Raw genomic sequence first — 15,402 nt, forward strand, 5'->3', positions numbered from 1 at the left:
TACAGCGTCAAAGGTGAAAGCAGAGGAAGTCGGCCATGGCAACGGCGCCCAGCGTCTCCTACTCGATCACGGTCCGTCTGGAGGTGCCCGCGAGCGGAACGGCGGTCTCCCAGATCACCACGGCCGTGGAGTCCCACGGAGGCTCGGTGACCGGCCTCGACGTGACCGCTTCCGGCCACGAGAAGCTCCGTATCGACGTCACCATCGCGGCGACCTCCACGGCCCACGCCGAGGAGATCGTCGAGCAGCTGCGCGGCATCGAGGACGTCACGCTCGGCAAGGTCTCCGACCGTACGTTCCTGATGCACCTCGGCGGCAAGATCGAGATGCAGTCCAAGCATCCCATCCGCAACCGTGACGACCTGTCCATGATCTACACCCCGGGCGTCGCCCGCGTGTGCATGGCGATCGCCGAGAACCCCGAGGACGCGCGCCGCCTCACCATCAAGCGCAACACCGTCGCGGTCGTGACGGACGGCTCGGCGGTCCTGGGTCTGGGCAACATCGGCCCGATGGCCGCCATGCCGGTCATGGAGGGCAAGGCGGCCCTGTTCAAGCGCTTCGCCGACATCGACGCCTGGCCGCTGTGCCTGGACACCCAGGACACCGACGAGATCGTCGCGATCGTCAAGGCGATCGCCCCGGGCTTCGCCGGCATCAACCTCGAGGACATCTCCGCGCCCCGCTGCTTCGAGATCGAGGCCCGGCTGCGCGAGGCCCTCGACATCCCCGTCTTCCACGACGACCAGCACGGCACCGCGATCGTCGTCCTCGCCGCGCTGAAGAACGCGCTCCGGGTCACCGGCAAGGCGATCGAGAACATTCGCGTCGTCATGTCCGGTGCGGGCGCGGCCGGTACGGCCATCCTCAAACTGCTGATCGCCGCAGGTGTCAAGAACGCCGTCGTCGCCGACATCCACGGTGTCGTGCACGCGGGCCGCGAGGACCTGGTGTCCGCCGCCGCGGACTCGCCGCTGCGCTGGATCGCCGACAACACCAACCCCGAGAACCTGACGGGCACCCTGAAGGAGGCCGTGCGCGGCGCGGACGTCTTCATCGGCGTCTCCGCCCCGAACGTCCTCGACGGCGACGACGTGGCCGCCATGGCCGAGGGTGCCATCGTGTTCGCGCTCGCGAACCCCGACCCCGAGGTGGACCCGGCGATCGCCCGTCAGACGGCGGCGGTCGTGGCCACCGGCCGCTCCGACTTCCCGAACCAGATCAACAACGTGCTGGTCTTCCCGGGTGTCTTCCGCGGTCTGCTGGACGCGCAGTCCCGCACGGTGAACACGGACATGATGCTGGCCGCCGCGACCGCCCTGTCGGACGTGGTGACCGAGGATGAACTGAACCCGAACTACATCATCCCCAGCGTCTTCAACGACAAGGTCGCGGGCGCGGTCGCCGGAGCGGTGCGCGAGGCGGCGAAGGCGGCGGCGTCCTCGTAGGACGATGTGCGCGGGCTGTGAGGATCACCACGGCAAGGCCTTGCATCGGCGCGTCGTGGAACCCGGGGCTCCTGGCCGCCGTTTATCGTGTCGGCCAGGCTCGGGGCCTCTCTTCGTGTGACACCCAAGGGTGTTCTCACGATTCCTACGGGTGCCGGATTGGCTTTCGCGCCGCAGGTGGGGGCAGGATGCGTCTCTGGGCGCGAGGGTCTGACGACGGACCCGGGTCCGGGGCCTTACCGAGAACCCTGGCAGCATCGGCATCGCTGTGCCGAATGTGCGGCTACGCCGCGTGGCACGCCCCAACGGCAAAAGAACACGGGAGTAACAACATGAACCGCAGTGAGCTGGTGGCCGCCCTGGCCGACCGCGCCGAGGTGACCCGCAAGGACGCCGACGCCGTGCTGGCCGCGTTCGCCGAGACCGTCGGCGAGATCGTCGCCAAGGGCGACGAGAAGGTCACCATCCCCGGCTTCCTGACCTTCGAGCGCACCCACCGTGCCGCTCGCACCGCGCGCAACCCGCAGACCGGCGACCCGATCCAGATCCCCGCCGGTTACAGCGTCAAGGTCTCCGCGGGCAGCAAGCTCAAGGAAGCCGCCAAGGGCAAGTAAGGCCTGACGGTACGTCCGGTACGACGTACCCGGCGCAGTAACGCCAGTACGACGTACCAGGCGCAGTAACGCCAATGGGGCGGCCCCCTTTTCCAGGGGCCGCCCCATCGCCGTACTCAGGGACTGGGCTATCCGAGCGCCTTGCCCGGCAGCTCGACCTTCGCGCCCAGCTCGACGAGCTTCTCCATGAAGTTCTCGTAGCCGCGGTTGATGAGGTCGATGCCGTGGACCCGCGAGGTCCCCTGGGCCGCCAGGGCGGCGATCAGGTAGGAGAAGCCGCCGCGGAGGTCGGGGATGACCAGATCGGCGCCCTGGAGCTTCGTCGGGCCCGACACGACGGCCGAGTGGAGGAAGTTGCGCTGGCCGAAGCGGCAGTCGCTGCCGCCCAGGCACTCGCGGTACAGCTGGATGTGAGCACCCATCTGGTTGAGCGCGGAGGTGAATCCGAGGCGGGACTCGTAGACCGTCTCGTGGATGATCGACAGGCCGGTGGCCTGGGTGAGCGCCACGACCAGCGGCTGCTGCCAGTCCGTCTGGAAGCCCGGGTGCACGTCGGTTTCGAGCGCGATGGACTTCAACTGGCCGCCGGGGTGCCAGAAGCGGATGCCCTCGTCGTCGATCTCGAAGGCGCCGCCCACCTTCCGGTAGGTGTTCAGGAACGTCATCATCGAGCGCTGCTGGGCGCCGCGGACGTAGATGTTGCCTTCGGTCGCCAGCGCCGCGGAAGCCCACGAGGCGGCCTCCAGGCGGTCCGGGAGGGCGGCGTGGTTGTAGCCGCCGAGCTGGTCCACACCGGTGACGCGGATCGTGCGGTCGGTGTCCATCGCGATGATGGCGCCCATTTTCTGCAGGACGCAGATGAGGTCCTCGATCTCCGGCTCCACCGCGGCGTTGGAGAGCTCGGTGACACCTTCGGCGAGGACCGCGGTGAGCAGGACCTGCTCGGTCGCGCCCACGGACGGGTACGGCAGCCGGATCTTCGTTCCGCGCAGACGCCGCGGCGCCTCCAGGAACTGCCCGTCCGCCCGCTTCTCGATCGTCGCGCCGAACTGCCGCAGCACCTCGAAGTGGAAGTCGATGGGCCGGCCGCCGATGTCGCAGCCGCCGAGACCGGGGATGAAGGCGTGCCCGAGGCGGTGCAGCAGCGGGCCGCACAGCAGGATCGGGATACGGCTGGAACCCGCGTGGGCATCGATGTCGGCGACGTTCGCGCTCTCGACATGCGTCGGGTCCATCACCAGCTCGCCCGGCTCCTCACCCGGACGGACCGTCACCCCGTGCAGTTGCAGGAGACCGCGTACGACGCGCACGTCACGGATGTCCGGAACGTTGCGCAGTCGACTCGGTCCGCTGCCCAGCAGGGCGGCGACCATGGCCTTCGGTACGAGGTTCTTCGCACCACGAACACGGATCTCGCCCTCGAGCGGGGTGCCGCCGTGGACAAGCAGTACGTCGTCAGAGCCGTTGACGGTCATGTATCTCGCGTTCCGATTGGTGGGGCAGGTGGCCAGAAGGGAAAGGGTAATCGCCGCCCACCCCCCTTCCGTAAGCCCAAGTGCCGCCCAGCTACGTCATAGCTGTGTCACAACACGTGCCGTGTGGTCCCGGGCACATGGGGTCACGGGGGCGGTTGTGCGCGTGGGGCGCGTGGTTGCGCTCTGAGCTGCATTCACGGCCGTACCGGCATTGCCTCCCCGCTCGCGGGGAAGATGCGGGATCATGTCTGGCATGACCGAGGTGTCCTCGCTCACAGGGCGGTTGCTCGTGGCAACGCCCGCCCTGGCGGACCCGAACTTCGACCGTGCGGTGGTGCTCCTTCTCGACCACGACGAGGAGGGCTCCCTCGGCGTCGTCCTCAACCGGCCCACCCCGGTGGACGTGGGCGACATCCTGGAGGGCTGGGCGGACCTCACCGGTGAGCCCGGCGTCGTCTTCCAGGGGGGCCCGGTCTCTCTCGACTCCGCGCTCGGCGTGGCCGTCATCCCGGGCGGCGCGTCCGGCGAGCGCGCCCCGCTGGGCTGGCGCCGGGTGCACGGCGCGATCGGTCTGGTCGACCTGGAGGCACCACCGGAACTTCTCGCCTCGGCCCTGGGATCGCTGAGGATCTTCGCCGGATACGCCGGCTGGGGGCCCGGCCAGCTGGAGGACGAGCTGGTCGAGGGTGCCTGGTACGTCGTCGAGTCCGAACCCGGCGACGTCTCCTCCCCGTCCCCGGAAAGACTCTGGCGCGAGGTTCTGCGCCGCCAGCGCAACGAGCTCGCGATGGTGGCCACGTATCCGGACGACCCTTCGCTCAACTGATGTCTGTGAGCTTCAGTACGCTTGCCTTTATGAGCACTCTTGAGCCTGAGACCCAGCCGCAGCGCGGGACTGGTACGGGGACCCTCGTAGAGCCGACGCCGCAGGTGTCCCATGGTGACGGTGACCACGAGCGCTTCGCCCACTATGTCCAGAAGGACAAGATCATGGCGAGCGCCCTCGACGGGACCCCCGTCGTGGCGCTGTGCGGCAAGGTCTGGGTGCCGGGCCGCGACCCGAAGAAGTACCCCGTGTGTCCCATGTGCAAGGAGATCTACGAGTCCATGGGTGCCGGCGGGGACGGCGACGGCAAGGGCGGCGGCGACAAGTAGGCCCGCTGCCGGGCCCGCTGCCCGACTGAGCTTCGCGAGGCCCCCGGGGCGCGTTTCGGCGCGCTCCGGGGGCCTTTCGCATGCCCTCGCATGTCACGAAGTGGTTGAGACCTCTTGTGGGCATGTTCATGTAGTCCCTAGCCTCCGTTGTGCAGAGCGAAACTGTCATTGCATATGTTGCAACGCATGCTCGGAGGCCCCACTCCATGAAGCGCTCCCCCCGATCCCCCCGCCTGGCCGTCCTGCTCACGGCCCTCGTCGTCACCGCCTGCGCCCCGCAGACCTCCGCCAACTCCTCCTCCGACAAGGACGAGAAGACCGGCACCCTGCGCGTCTGGCTCTTCCAGGAGGTCGGCAACAAGCCCAAGGAGAAGGTCGTCGACTCGGTCGTGACCGCCTTCCGGAAGGCCCACAAGGACACGAAGGTCGACGTCGAGTACATCCCGATCGAGACCCGCGCCCAGCGCGTCAAGGCCGCCTTCAACGACCCGAAGTCCGCGCCCGATGTCATGGAGTACGGCAACACCGACACCGCCGGCTATGTGAAGGACGGCGGACTCCTCGACGTCACGAAGGAGTTCGGCGCCTGGAGCGAGGCGAAGGACACCGACCCGACGGCGAAGCAGTCGGTCACCGTGGACGGCAAGGTCTACGGGGCGCCGTTCTACGTCGGCGTACGCGCCCTGTACTACCGCACGGACGTGTTCGAAGAACTCGGCCTCGATGTGCCGAGGTCGATGGCCGAGCTGGCTTCCACGGCCCGCAGGATCCGTGCCGCCGAGCCCGACTTGTACGGCCTGGTCGTCGGCGGCGCCTACACCTACGGCGCGATGCCGTTCGTATGGGCCAACGGCGGCGAACTCGCCACCGGCACGGCGGGCTCGTACACCTCCGCGATCGACAGCGCGGCGGCCCGGAAGGGCATCAAGGCGTACACGTCCCTGTTCTCGGACGACAACTGTCCCGCCGCCAAGTGCGCGGGCTTCGGCGGCAACGACACGATCACCGCGTTCGCGGCCGGCAAGGCGGGCATGGCGATCGGCGGCGACTTCAGCCACACGGCGGTCGAGGCGGGCAAGGTCAAGGGCAAGTACGCGGTCGTCCCGCTGCCGGGGGTCGCGTCCGGCTCGATCGCTCCCGCCTTCGCGGGCGGCAACAACATCGGCGTACTGAAGAGCACGTCGCACCGGACGCTGGCCGTCGAGCTGATGGAGCAGCTGTCGTCGAAGAAGACGCAGGCCTCGATGTTCGACGCGATGGGCTTTCTGCCGACGTTCACCGATGTGCGGCAGCGGGTGGCGGCGCGGGAGCCGTATGTGAAGCCGTTCGCGCGGACGCTGGGGGCGGGGACGAAGTTCGTGCCGGCGTCGCCGGGGTGGTCGCAGATCGACTCGTCGCTGGTGCTGCCGACGATGTTGCAGGAGATCATCAGCGGTAAGAAGGATGTGGCTGCGGCTTCGAAGGACGCGGCCGCGAAGATGGACGAGGCGTTCGGCTCCGCCGGGTGAGCGCCACGCCTACGAGCTCGGGGGCTGCGGAGCGTTCGCGGGTGCGGGTGGTTCGTGGCTCGTCGCGCAGTTCCCCGCGCCCCTTGGGGGGCCGGAGTTCGCGGCATCAGAAAGCACCCTGGCTCTACCTCGCCCCCGCCCTCGTCGTTCTCGGCTCCCTGCTCGTCTACCCGATCTACCAGCTCGGGCTGATCTCCCTCTTCCAGTACACCCAAGCCCAGGTCAGCGGCGGTGAACCCACCACCTTCGAAGGCTTCGGGAACTACGCGGAGATCTTCTCCGACAACCAGTTCTGGCAAGTACTGCTCGCCACCGTCGTTTTCGCCGCGGCCTGTGTCGTGTCCACGCTTGGTGTCGGGTGTGCCCTCGCCGTGCTGCTCACGCGGGTGCGGGCCGTGCCGCGGCTGGTGTTGATGCTGGCCGCGCTGGGCGCGTGGGCGACGCCGGCCGTCACGGGGTCGACGGTGTGGCTGTTCCTGTTCGACGCGGACTTCGGGCCGGTGAACCGGGTCCTGGGCCTCGGTGACCACTCGTGGACCTACGGACGCTTCAGTGCCTTCTTCCTCGTGCTGCTCGAAGTGGTGTGGTGCTCCTTCCCGTTCGTGATGGTCACGGTCTACGCCGGTATCCGCGCCGTCCCGGGCGAGGTGCTGGAGGCCGCGGCCCTCGACGGCGCCTCGCACTGGCGGATCTGGCGGTCCGTGCTGGCGCCGATGCTGCGGCCGATCCTGGTGGTCGTCACCATCCAGTCGGTCATCTGGGACTTCAAGGTCTTCACGCAGATCTACGTCATGACGAACGGCGGCGGCATCGCGGGCCAGAACCTCGTCCTGAACGTCTACGCCTACCAGCAGGCGTTCGCTTCCTCGCAGTACGGCCTCGGCTCGGCGATCGGGATCGTGATGCTGCTGATCCTGCTCGCCGTGACGCTGGTGTATCTGCGACTGCTCCGCAGGCAGGGGGAGGAACTGTGAATCTTGTACGAGCCCAGGCGCGGCCTTTTGTGAGGCGTCCGTGGCGGTTGGCCGCCGAGACGTCCGCGCTGCTGATCGCGGTGGTCGTCGCCTTCCCCCTCTACTGGATGGTGCTGAGCGCCTTCAAACCGGCCGGGGAGATCGAGTCGGCCGAGCCGCGGCCCTGGACGCTTTCGCCCTCCCTGGATTCCTTCCGGCGCGTGTTCGGCCAGCAGGATTTCGGTCGGTATTTCGTCAACAGCCTTGTCGTGGCGTGCACCGTGGTGATCGCCTCCGCACTGATCGCGTTTCTCGCGGCGACCGCGGTGACCCGATTCCGCTTCCGCTTCCGGACCACGCTGCTGATCATGTTTCTGGTGGCGCAGATGGTGCCCGTGGAGGCACTCACCATCCCCCTCTTCTTCCTCATGCGGGACTTCGGCCAGCTGAACACCCTGGGCTCGCTGATCCTGCCGCACATCGCCTTCTCGCTGCCCTTCGCGATCTGGATGCTGCGGGGGTTCGTGAAAGCGGTCCCCGAGGCGCTGGAGGAGGCCGCGTACATCGACGGGGCGAGCCGGGCGCGATTCCTGTGGCAGATCCTTTTCCCGCTCGTGTTCCCCGGGTTGGTGGCCACGAGCGTGTTTTCCTTCATCTCGGCCTGGAACGACTTCCTGTTCGCCAAGTCGTTCATCATCAGCGACACGTCCCAGTCGACGCTGCCGATGGCCCTGCTGGTCTTCTACAAGCCGGACGAGCCGGACTGGGGCGGCGTGATGGCGGCGTCGACAGTGATGACGGTTCCGGTGCTGGTGTTCTTCGTACTCGTACAGCGACGGCTGGTCTCGGGGCTGGGCGGAGCGGTAAAGGACTGACGTGACTTCACTTGCGGATCTGATTCCGGCGCCGCGCGCCGTCGAAGGACCCAGTGCCTGCGGTTTCGTCTTCGGGGTGGACACCGCCCTGTGGGGCGCGCCGGGCACCGAGGGCACGCAGCGGTGGCTGCGCTCCACGGTGGGCGCGGCCCTGGGGCTGTCGCTGCCGCCCGGGCAGGAGGGTGCCGAGAACACCGTCACGCTGCGGCTCGACGACACCCTGGACCCGGAGGGGTACCGGCTGAAGGTCACCTTCAACCGGGGCGTCGAGATCACGGGCGGCGGCTCGGCCGGGGTGTTCTGGGGCGCGCAGTCACTGCGTCAACTCCTCGGCCCCGACGCCTTCCGGCGCGCTCCCATCGACCCCGGACTCGAATACGGCGTCCAGCACCAGACCATCGAGGACGCCCCCCGCTTCCGCTGGCGCGGCCTCATGCTCGACGTCGCCCGGCACTTCATGCCCAAGGACGGTGTCCTGCGCTACCTCGATCTGATGGCCGCCCACAAACTCAACGTCTTCCACTTCCACTTGACGGACGACCAGGGCTGGCGGATCGAGATCGAGAGGTACCCCCGGCTGACCGAGGTCGGCTCATGGCGGGCGCGTACCAAATTCGGCCACCGGGCCTCGCCGTTGTGGGAGGAGAAGCCGCACGGTGGTTACTACACGCAGGACGACATCCGGGAGATCGTGGCCTACGCCGCCGAGCGGCATATCACCGTCGTCCCCGAAATCGACGTACCGGGACACTCGCAGGCGGCCATCGCCGCGTATCCGGAACTCGGCAACACCGACACCTCCCTCTCGGTCTGGGACACCTGGGGTATCTCTCCGAACGTACTCGCCCCCACTGGCAACACCCTGCGCTTCTACGAGGGCGTCTTCGAGGAACTCCTGGAACTGTTCCCGAGTGAGTTCGTTCACGTCGGCGGCGACGAATGCCTGAAGGACCAGTGGCGGGCCTCACCCGCCGCGCAGGCCCGGATCAAGGAACTCGGGGTCGGCGACGAGGACGGGCTGCAGTCGTGGTTCATCGGTCACTTCGACAAATGGCTCACCGCGCGCGGCCGCCGGCTCATCGGCTGGGACGAGATCCTGGAGGGCGGCCTCGCCCGGGGCGCGGCCGTGTCCTCGTGGCGCGGGTACGAGGGCGGCATCACGGCCGCGCGCGCGGGCCACGACGTCGTCATGTGTCCTGAACAGCAGGTGTACTTGGACCACCGGCAGCACGAGGGCGCCGACGAGCCGGTCCCCATCGGCTACGTCCGCACCCTGGAGGACGTCTACCGCTTCGAACCCGTTCCACCCGAGCTGACCTCGGCGGAGGCGGCGCATGTCCTCGGTACGCAGGCCAACCTGTGGACCGAGGTGATGGAGGACCAGGCGCGCGTGGACTACCAGGCGTTTCCCAGGCTTTCGGCCTTCGCCGAGGTCGCCTGGAGCGATCTGCCCGCCCCGGCCGAGCGCGACTTCGACGGCTTCGAGCGGCGAATGGTCCGGCACTACGAGCGACTTGACGCCCTGGGCGTCTCCTACCGGCCGCCCGCGGGACCGCTGCCCTGGCAGCGGCGCCCAGGAGTGCTCGGCCGGCCGATCGAGGGGCCGCCACCGAACAGGTAGGTCTTCCGAACAGGTTACGGATAAAGCCCGCAAGCATCACCGAAGAGTGTCAATCAGTACGCACCGGTGATGCCGTACGAAAACGGACCATCTCCCTGACGACGTGGGCGAATGCCTCCTAGCGGACCCCTGTCTTCGGCCCCGGCGAAGATGTGCCAGAGTTGCCACGTCCGCCCTGTCAGCACGTACCGTACGGCAGCAACAGGTGGGACCAGCTGGGACCAGGTGGGGCAGCGGGAAGGGGCAGCCGGTTTGACCACGCACGCACCGCAGGCGGCGCAGGCCGTCACGCTGCCCACGACGCTGGACGAGGCAGTGACGGCCCTCACCGCCATGCCCGCAGCCGTGCCCGTCGCGGGCGGCACCGACCTCATGGCCGCCGTCAACTCCGGCCAGCTCAGGCCCGCCGCCCTGGTGGGCCTCGGCCGCATCAGCGAGATCCGCGGCTGGCAGTACCAGGACGGACACGCCCTGCTCGGCGCCGGACTGACCCACGCGCGGATGGGCCGGCCCGACTTCGCCGCCCTCATCCCCGCGCTCGCCGCCTCGGCACGCGCGGCGGGCCCGCCGCAGATCCGCAACGCGGGCACCCTGGGCGGCAACATCGCCACGGCGTCCCCCACCGGTGACGCGCTCCCGGTCCTCGCCGCTCTCGAAGCGACGCTGATCATCGCGGGCCCGGGCGGAGCCCGCCGGGAGATCCCGGTGTCGCATCTGCTGGCCGGCATGGAGATGCTGCGCGCCGGCGAACTCATCGGCTTCGTGCGCGTGCCGCTGCTGCACGCGCCGCAGGTCTTCCTCAAGGCCACCGGCCGCACCGGCCCCGGACGGGCGATGGCCTCCGTCGCGCTCGTCCTCGACCCCGCCCGGCGCGGAGTGCGGTGCGCCGTCGGAGCCATAGCGCCGATGCCGCTGCGGCCCCTGGACGCCGAGCTGTGGGTCGGCCGGCTGATCGACTGGGACAACAACCGCGCGCTCGTCCCGGAGGCGCTTCAGGCCTTCGGTGAGTACGTCGCCGCGGCCTGCATCCCCGACCCGACCCCGGAGGCGGACGGCTCCGTGCCACAGCTTCCGCCCGGCGTACTGCACCTGCGGCGCACCGTCGCCGCGCTGGCCCGACGAGCACTGGGGAGGGCGCTGTCGTGACCGACGACCGGAACGAAGAGGCCATGCCCCAGGGCGGCGGCCGCTGGGACCCGCTGCCCCAGGGCGACTACGACGACGGCGCGACCGCCTTCGTGAAGCTCCCCGAGGGCGGCATCGAGGCCCTGCTGGCCTCCGACACTCCGCTCGCCGCGCCCGGCCACGGCTATGTGCCGCCGCAGATAACGGTGGCCCCCGACGGCGCCGCCGGCACCGACCCGGCGGCCACCGGTTCCTGGGCCGTGCCCGTCGACGGCACCCAGTGGCCCGACCCGAACGCCGTGCCGCAGGGCGGCGTGGACGACCGGTTCACGTACAGCCCGGGCGCGACCGGGCAGTGGAACTTCCAGGAGCACACGGAGGCCGCGGAGATCGCTCCCGCGCCGGGTCACGATGTGACCGGGCAGTGGTCGATCCCCGTCGCCGGTGGTGACCTTCCGGACGAATCGGGAGAGTTCACCACGTCGTCCCTGGTCGAGCAGTGGGGCGGCACACCGCCGGCCACCCTGCCCGGCGGCGCGTCCGCGCCGTGGGCGACACCGACGGGACAGCCGTGGGACTCCGAGCCGCCGGGCGACGAGCACGCGCACGTGCCGGCCGGCGGGCACAACGGCGGCCACGCGGTCGCCGACGCTCCGGACCACGCCGTGCCGGACACCCACGCACCCGTGGAGACGAGCGCCGCACACGCCCCCGCCGAGCCCGCCGTGGACACCCCCGCCACCGGCGCCTCACAGCCCGCTCACGGCCCCGGTGAGGCCGCGGCGGCAGCTGATGGGCCCGAGGGCGCCCAAGAGGCCGTGGAGACCGCTGAGGCGGCCTCCGAGCCGCACGCGGAGCACACCCCCGCCGACGGCGACGACGAGGCCGCGACGCGGACCGCGGAAGAGCACGCCGCCGACCCCGAGTCCGCCGACGACTCCACCGCCGCCCCGGACGAGCAGCCCCCCGTGCCCTCCGGCGAGGAACACCCCCTCGCCGCCTACGTCCTGCGCGTCAACGGCGTCGAACGCCCCGTCGCCGACGCCTGGATCGGCGAGTCGCTGCTCTACGTGCTGCGCGAGCGCCTCGGCCTCGCGGGCGCCAAGGACGGCTGCTCGCAGGGCGAGTGCGGGGCGTGCAACGTCCAGGTCGACGGACGCCTCGTCGCCTCCTGCCTGGTGCCCGCCGTCACCGCCGCCGGCAGCGAGGTCCGTACCGTCGAGGGCCTCGCCGAGGACGGGCGCCCCTCCGACGTGCAGCGCGCGCTCGCCAAGTGCGGCGCGGTGCAGTGCGGGTTCTGCGTGCCCGGCATGGCGATGACCGTGCACGACCTCCTGGAGGGCAACCCGGCGCCGTCCGAGCTGGAGACCCGCCAGGCACTGTGCGGCAACCTGTGCCGCTGCTCCGGCTACCGGGGCGTCGTGGACGCCGTCCAGGCGGTCGTCGCGGAGCGCGCGGCGCACCACGCCGCGGCGGAATCTGAGTCGGACACGGACGAGGCACGTATCCCGCATCAGGCGGGCCCGGGAGCCGGCGGCGTCAACCCGTCGGCCTTCGAGCCGCGCCGTGACCAGGCGTACGGACAGGACGGAGGCCAGGCGTGAGCAACGAAGCCGCCACCGCGACCACACCCGCGGAGGCAGCCCCCGCCCCCGAACCGATCCCGCACGGCATCGGCGTCTCCCTGCCGGCCGCCGACGCCCGTGCCAAGACCGAGGGCACCTTCCCCTACGCGGCCGACCTGTGGGCCGAGGGCCTGCTGTGGGCCGCCGTACTGCGCTCCCCGCACGCGCACGCGCGCATCGTGTCCATCGACACGTCCCACGCGCGCGACATGCCCGGCGTACGCGCCGTCGTCACGCACGAGGACGTGCCCGGCAGCCCGGTCCACGGCCGCGGCAAGGCCGACCGCCCGGTCTTCGCCTCCGAGGTCGTACGTCACCACGGCGAGCCCATCGCGGCCGTCGCCGCCGACCACCCCGACACCGCGCGGATGGCCGCGGCCGCCGTCATCGTCGAGTACGAGGTGCTCGACCCGGTGACCGACCCGGAGCAGGCCTTCGAGGCCGAGCCGCTGCACGCCGACGGCAACCTGATCCGGCACATCCCGCTGCACCACGGCGACCCGTCCGTGAACGGCGAGATCGTCGTCGAGGGCCAGTACCGCATCGGCCGCCAGGACCCGGCCCCCATCGGCGCCGAGGCCGGCCTCGCCGTGCCGCGGCCCGACGGCGGCGTCGAGCTGTACCTGGCCTCCACCGACCCGCACACCGACCGGGACACCGCCGCCGCCTGCTACGGCCTGGAACCCGAACGCGTCAAGGTCGTCGTCACCGGTGTCCCCGGCGCCACCGCCGACCGCGAGGACCAGGGCGTCCAGCTCCCGCTCGGCCTGCTCGCGCTCAAGACCGGCTGCCCGGTCAAACTCACCGCCACGCGCGAGGAGTCCTTCCTCGGCCACGCCCACCGCCACCCGACCCTCCTCAGATACCGCCACCACGCGGACGCCGAGGGCAGGCTGGTGAAGGTCGAGGCACAGATCCTGCTCGACGCGGGCGCCTACGCCGACACCTCCGCCGAGGCCCTCGCGGCCGCCGTGGGCTTCGCCTGCGGCCCGTACGTCGTCCCGAACGCCTTCATCGAGGGCTGGGCCGTACGCACCAACAACCCGCCCTCCGGCCATGTACGCGGCGAGGGCGCCATGCAGGTCTGCGCCGCCTACGAGGCGCAGATGGACAAGCTGGCCAAGAAGCTCGGCGTCGACCCGGCGGAACTGCGCCTGCGCAACGCGCTCGCCACCGGCGACGTGCTCCCGACCGGCCAGACGGTGACCTGCCCCGCGCCCGTGGCGGAGTTGTTGCAGGCCGTACGGGACTTCCCGCTGCCCGCGCTGCCCAAGGACACCCCCGAGGACGAGTGGCTGCTGCCCGGCGGCCCCGAGGGCGCGGGCGAGCCGGGCGCGATCCGACGCGGCGTGGGCTACGGCCTCGGCATGGTGCACATGCTCGGCGCGGAGGGCGCCGACGAGGTCTCCACCGCCACGGTGAAGGTCCACGACGGTGTGGCCACGGTCCTGTGCGCCGCCGTCGAGTCCGGCCAGGGCTTCACGACGCTGGCCCGCCAGATCGTCCAGGAGACCCTCGGCATCGACGAGGTGCACGTCGCACCCGTGGACACCGACCAGCCCCCGGCGGGCCCGGGCTGCCGGGGCCGTCACACCTGGGTCTCGGGCGGCGCGGTGGAACGGGCCGCGAAGATGGTCCGCACGCAATTGCTCCAGCCGCTGGCGCACAAGTTCGGGATGTCCACCGAACTGCTCCAGATCACCGACGGCAAGATCACCTCGTACGACGGCGTCCTGTCGACCACCGTCACCGAGGCGATGGACGGCAAGGAACTGTGGGCGACGGCACAGTGCCGCCCGCACCCCACGGAACCCCTGAACGAGTCCGGCCAGGGCGACGCCTTCGTGGGCATGGCCTTCTGCGCGATCCGCGCGGTGGTGGACGTCGACATCGAGCTCGGCTCGGTCCGGGTCGTCGAACTCGCCGTCGCCCAGGACGTGGGACGGATCCTCAACCCGGCACAGCTCGCCGCGCGCATCGAGGCGGGCGTCACCCAGGGCGTGGGCATAGCGCTGACGGAGAACCTGCGCACCGCGCGCGGTCTGATCCGCCACCCCGACCTCACGGGCTACGCGCTGCCGACGGCCCTGGACGCCCCGGACATCCGGATCGTGAAGCTGGTCGAGGAGCGGGACGTGGTCGCCCCCTTCGGCGCGAAGGCGGCCAGCGCGGTGCCGGTGGTGACATCACCGGCGGCCATCGCCTCCGCCGTACGAGCCGCCACCGGACGTCCGGTGAACCGGCTGCCGATCCGGCCGCAGGCCGCGGTGGTGACAGCGCAGTGAGCGCACAGGATCCGCAGCGCTACGAGCCTCCGCCCAGTGTGGGGAAGCTGCTGGTGTGGATCCTGGTGTTCGCGCTGGCGGCGATCGTGGTCGTGCTGGGCGGCGTGTATCTGACGTGATGCCCGGGGTGGTCCTCGTGACCGGCGTGATGGCGTCCGGCAAGTCGACGGTCGCACAGGCACTCGCCGAGAGGCTGCCGCGGGCCGCGCACGTCCGCGGGGACCTCTTCCGGCGGATGATCGTCTCCGGACGCCAGGACTACGACGGCGGCCCCGGCGGCGAGGGCGAGTTTCAGCTCCGGTTGCGGTACCGGCTGTCGGCGGCGACGGCGGACGCGTACGCCGAGGCCGGGTTCACGGCGGTGGTGCAGGACGTGGTGCTGGGGGAGGAACTGGCCGCGTACGTACGCCTGATCCGCACCCGCCCGCTGTACGTCGTCGTCCTCGCGCCGGACCCCGAGACCGTGGCCGTCCGGGAGGCGGGGCGCGGCAAGACGGGGTACGGGGCGCACTGGTCGGTCACGGAACTGGACCGGGTGCTGCGGGCCGGGACTCCACGCATCGGTCTGTGGCTGGACACCTCGGAGCTGTCGGTGGGGGAGACGGTGGAGGCGATTGTGGCGGAGAGGGAACGCGCGAGGGTCGCCTGACGTCTTCTGAGCCAAGGGGCGTTGTCAGTGGTGCCGCGTAGTGTTCCTGTCAGTGGGGAACGGCGGCGA

The 15,402-nt window shown here is 70.4% G+C and carries 14 protein-coding genes; 13 read left to right on the forward strand and 1 reads right to left on the reverse strand.

The annotated features are described in order from the left end of the window. Positions 1-35: 35 nt before the first annotated feature. Entirely contained in the window at positions 36-1,448 is a 1,413-nt protein-coding gene (locus ACIOHP_RS22800) for an NAD-dependent malic enzyme (RefSeq protein ID WP_327717398.1), read from the forward strand. A 332-nt stretch (positions 1,449-1,780) separates the two neighbouring features. Then, the gene (locus ACIOHP_RS22805; RefSeq protein WP_007382399.1) at positions 1,781-2,062 is read left to right on the forward strand and encodes an HU family DNA-binding protein; all 282 of its coding nucleotides are present in this window, start codon (positions 1,781-1,783) and stop codon (positions 2,060-2,062) included. A 128-nt stretch (positions 2,063-2,190) separates the two neighbouring features. Here the strand turns inward: ACIOHP_RS22805 and murA are convergent, their stop codons facing one another. Beyond that, positions 2,191-3,537, reverse strand: coding sequence for a UDP-N-acetylglucosamine 1-carboxyvinyltransferase (gene murA, locus ACIOHP_RS22810; RefSeq protein ID WP_046258926.1), 1,347 nt, complete (start codon positions 3,535-3,537; stop codon positions 2,191-2,193). Between the two features lie 253 nt (positions 3,538-3,790). On the opposite strand from murA, the gene ACIOHP_RS22815 reads away from it, so the two are divergent. The 11 genes from ACIOHP_RS22815 (at position 3,791) to ACIOHP_RS22865 (ending at position 15,333) form a co-directional block, all read left to right on the forward strand. Next, entirely contained in the window at positions 3,791-4,363 is a 573-nt protein-coding gene (locus tag ACIOHP_RS22815) for a YqgE/AlgH family protein (protein WP_046258927.1), read from the forward strand. Between the two features lie 29 nt (positions 4,364-4,392). Next, positions 4,393-4,692: a DUF3039 domain-containing protein gene (locus ACIOHP_RS22820; RefSeq protein ID WP_046259009.1), complete on the forward strand. Its 300-nt coding sequence runs from the start codon at positions 4,393-4,395 to the stop codon at positions 4,690-4,692. A 206-nt stretch (positions 4,693-4,898) separates the two neighbouring features. Further along, positions 4,899-6,200: an extracellular solute-binding protein gene (locus ACIOHP_RS22825; RefSeq protein ID WP_361539660.1), complete on the forward strand. Its 1,302-nt coding sequence runs from the start codon at positions 4,899-4,901 to the stop codon at positions 6,198-6,200. A gap of 47 nt (positions 6,201-6,247) precedes the next feature. After that, positions 6,248-7,174, forward strand: coding sequence for a carbohydrate ABC transporter permease (locus ACIOHP_RS22830; protein ID WP_401890818.1), 927 nt, complete (start codon positions 6,248-6,250; stop codon positions 7,172-7,174). After that, positions 7,171-8,028, forward strand: a complete 858-nt coding sequence (locus tag ACIOHP_RS22835) for a carbohydrate ABC transporter permease (protein ID WP_361539655.1) — start codon at positions 7,171-7,173, stop codon at positions 8,026-8,028. The genes ACIOHP_RS22830 and ACIOHP_RS22835 overlap by 4 nt, the downstream gene beginning before the upstream one ends. 1 nt (position 8,029) lies before the next feature. Beyond that, a complete protein-coding gene (locus ACIOHP_RS22840; protein ID WP_401890209.1) occupies positions 8,030-9,649 on the forward strand; it encodes a beta-N-acetylhexosaminidase in 1,620 nt (539 codons plus the stop codon). 252 nt (positions 9,650-9,901) lie between these two features. Further along, positions 9,902-10,795 (forward strand): FAD binding domain-containing protein, encoded by an 894-nt coding sequence (locus ACIOHP_RS22845; RefSeq protein ID WP_361495412.1) that lies wholly within the window; start codon positions 9,902-9,904, stop codon positions 10,793-10,795. Further along, positions 10,792-12,378 (forward strand): 2Fe-2S iron-sulfur cluster-binding protein, encoded by a 1,587-nt coding sequence (locus tag ACIOHP_RS22850; protein ID WP_401890212.1) that lies wholly within the window; start codon positions 10,792-10,794, stop codon positions 12,376-12,378. Before ACIOHP_RS22845 ends, ACIOHP_RS22850 begins: the two co-directional genes overlap by 4 nt. After that, the gene (locus ACIOHP_RS22855) at positions 12,375-14,684 is read left to right on the forward strand and encodes a xanthine dehydrogenase family protein molybdopterin-binding subunit (RefSeq protein WP_361539646.1); all 2,310 of its coding nucleotides are present in this window, start codon (positions 12,375-12,377) and stop codon (positions 14,682-14,684) included. The genes ACIOHP_RS22850 and ACIOHP_RS22855 overlap by 4 nt, the downstream gene beginning before the upstream one ends. After that, positions 14,681-14,803 (forward strand): hypothetical protein, encoded by a 123-nt coding sequence (locus tag ACIOHP_RS22860; RefSeq protein ID WP_327717391.1) that lies wholly within the window; start codon positions 14,681-14,683, stop codon positions 14,801-14,803. The genes ACIOHP_RS22855 and ACIOHP_RS22860 overlap by 4 nt, the downstream gene beginning before the upstream one ends. Further along, positions 14,803-15,333, forward strand: coding sequence for an AAA family ATPase (locus tag ACIOHP_RS22865; RefSeq protein ID WP_401890215.1), 531 nt, complete (start codon positions 14,803-14,805; stop codon positions 15,331-15,333). The genes ACIOHP_RS22860 and ACIOHP_RS22865 overlap by 1 nt, the downstream gene beginning before the upstream one ends. Positions 15,334-15,402: the final 69 nt, after the last annotated feature.

The organism is Streptomyces sp. NPDC087859 (genome assembly GCF_044742595.1).
Classification (GTDB): Bacteria; Actinomycetota; Actinomycetes; order Streptomycetales; family Streptomycetaceae; genus Streptomyces; species Streptomyces canus_F.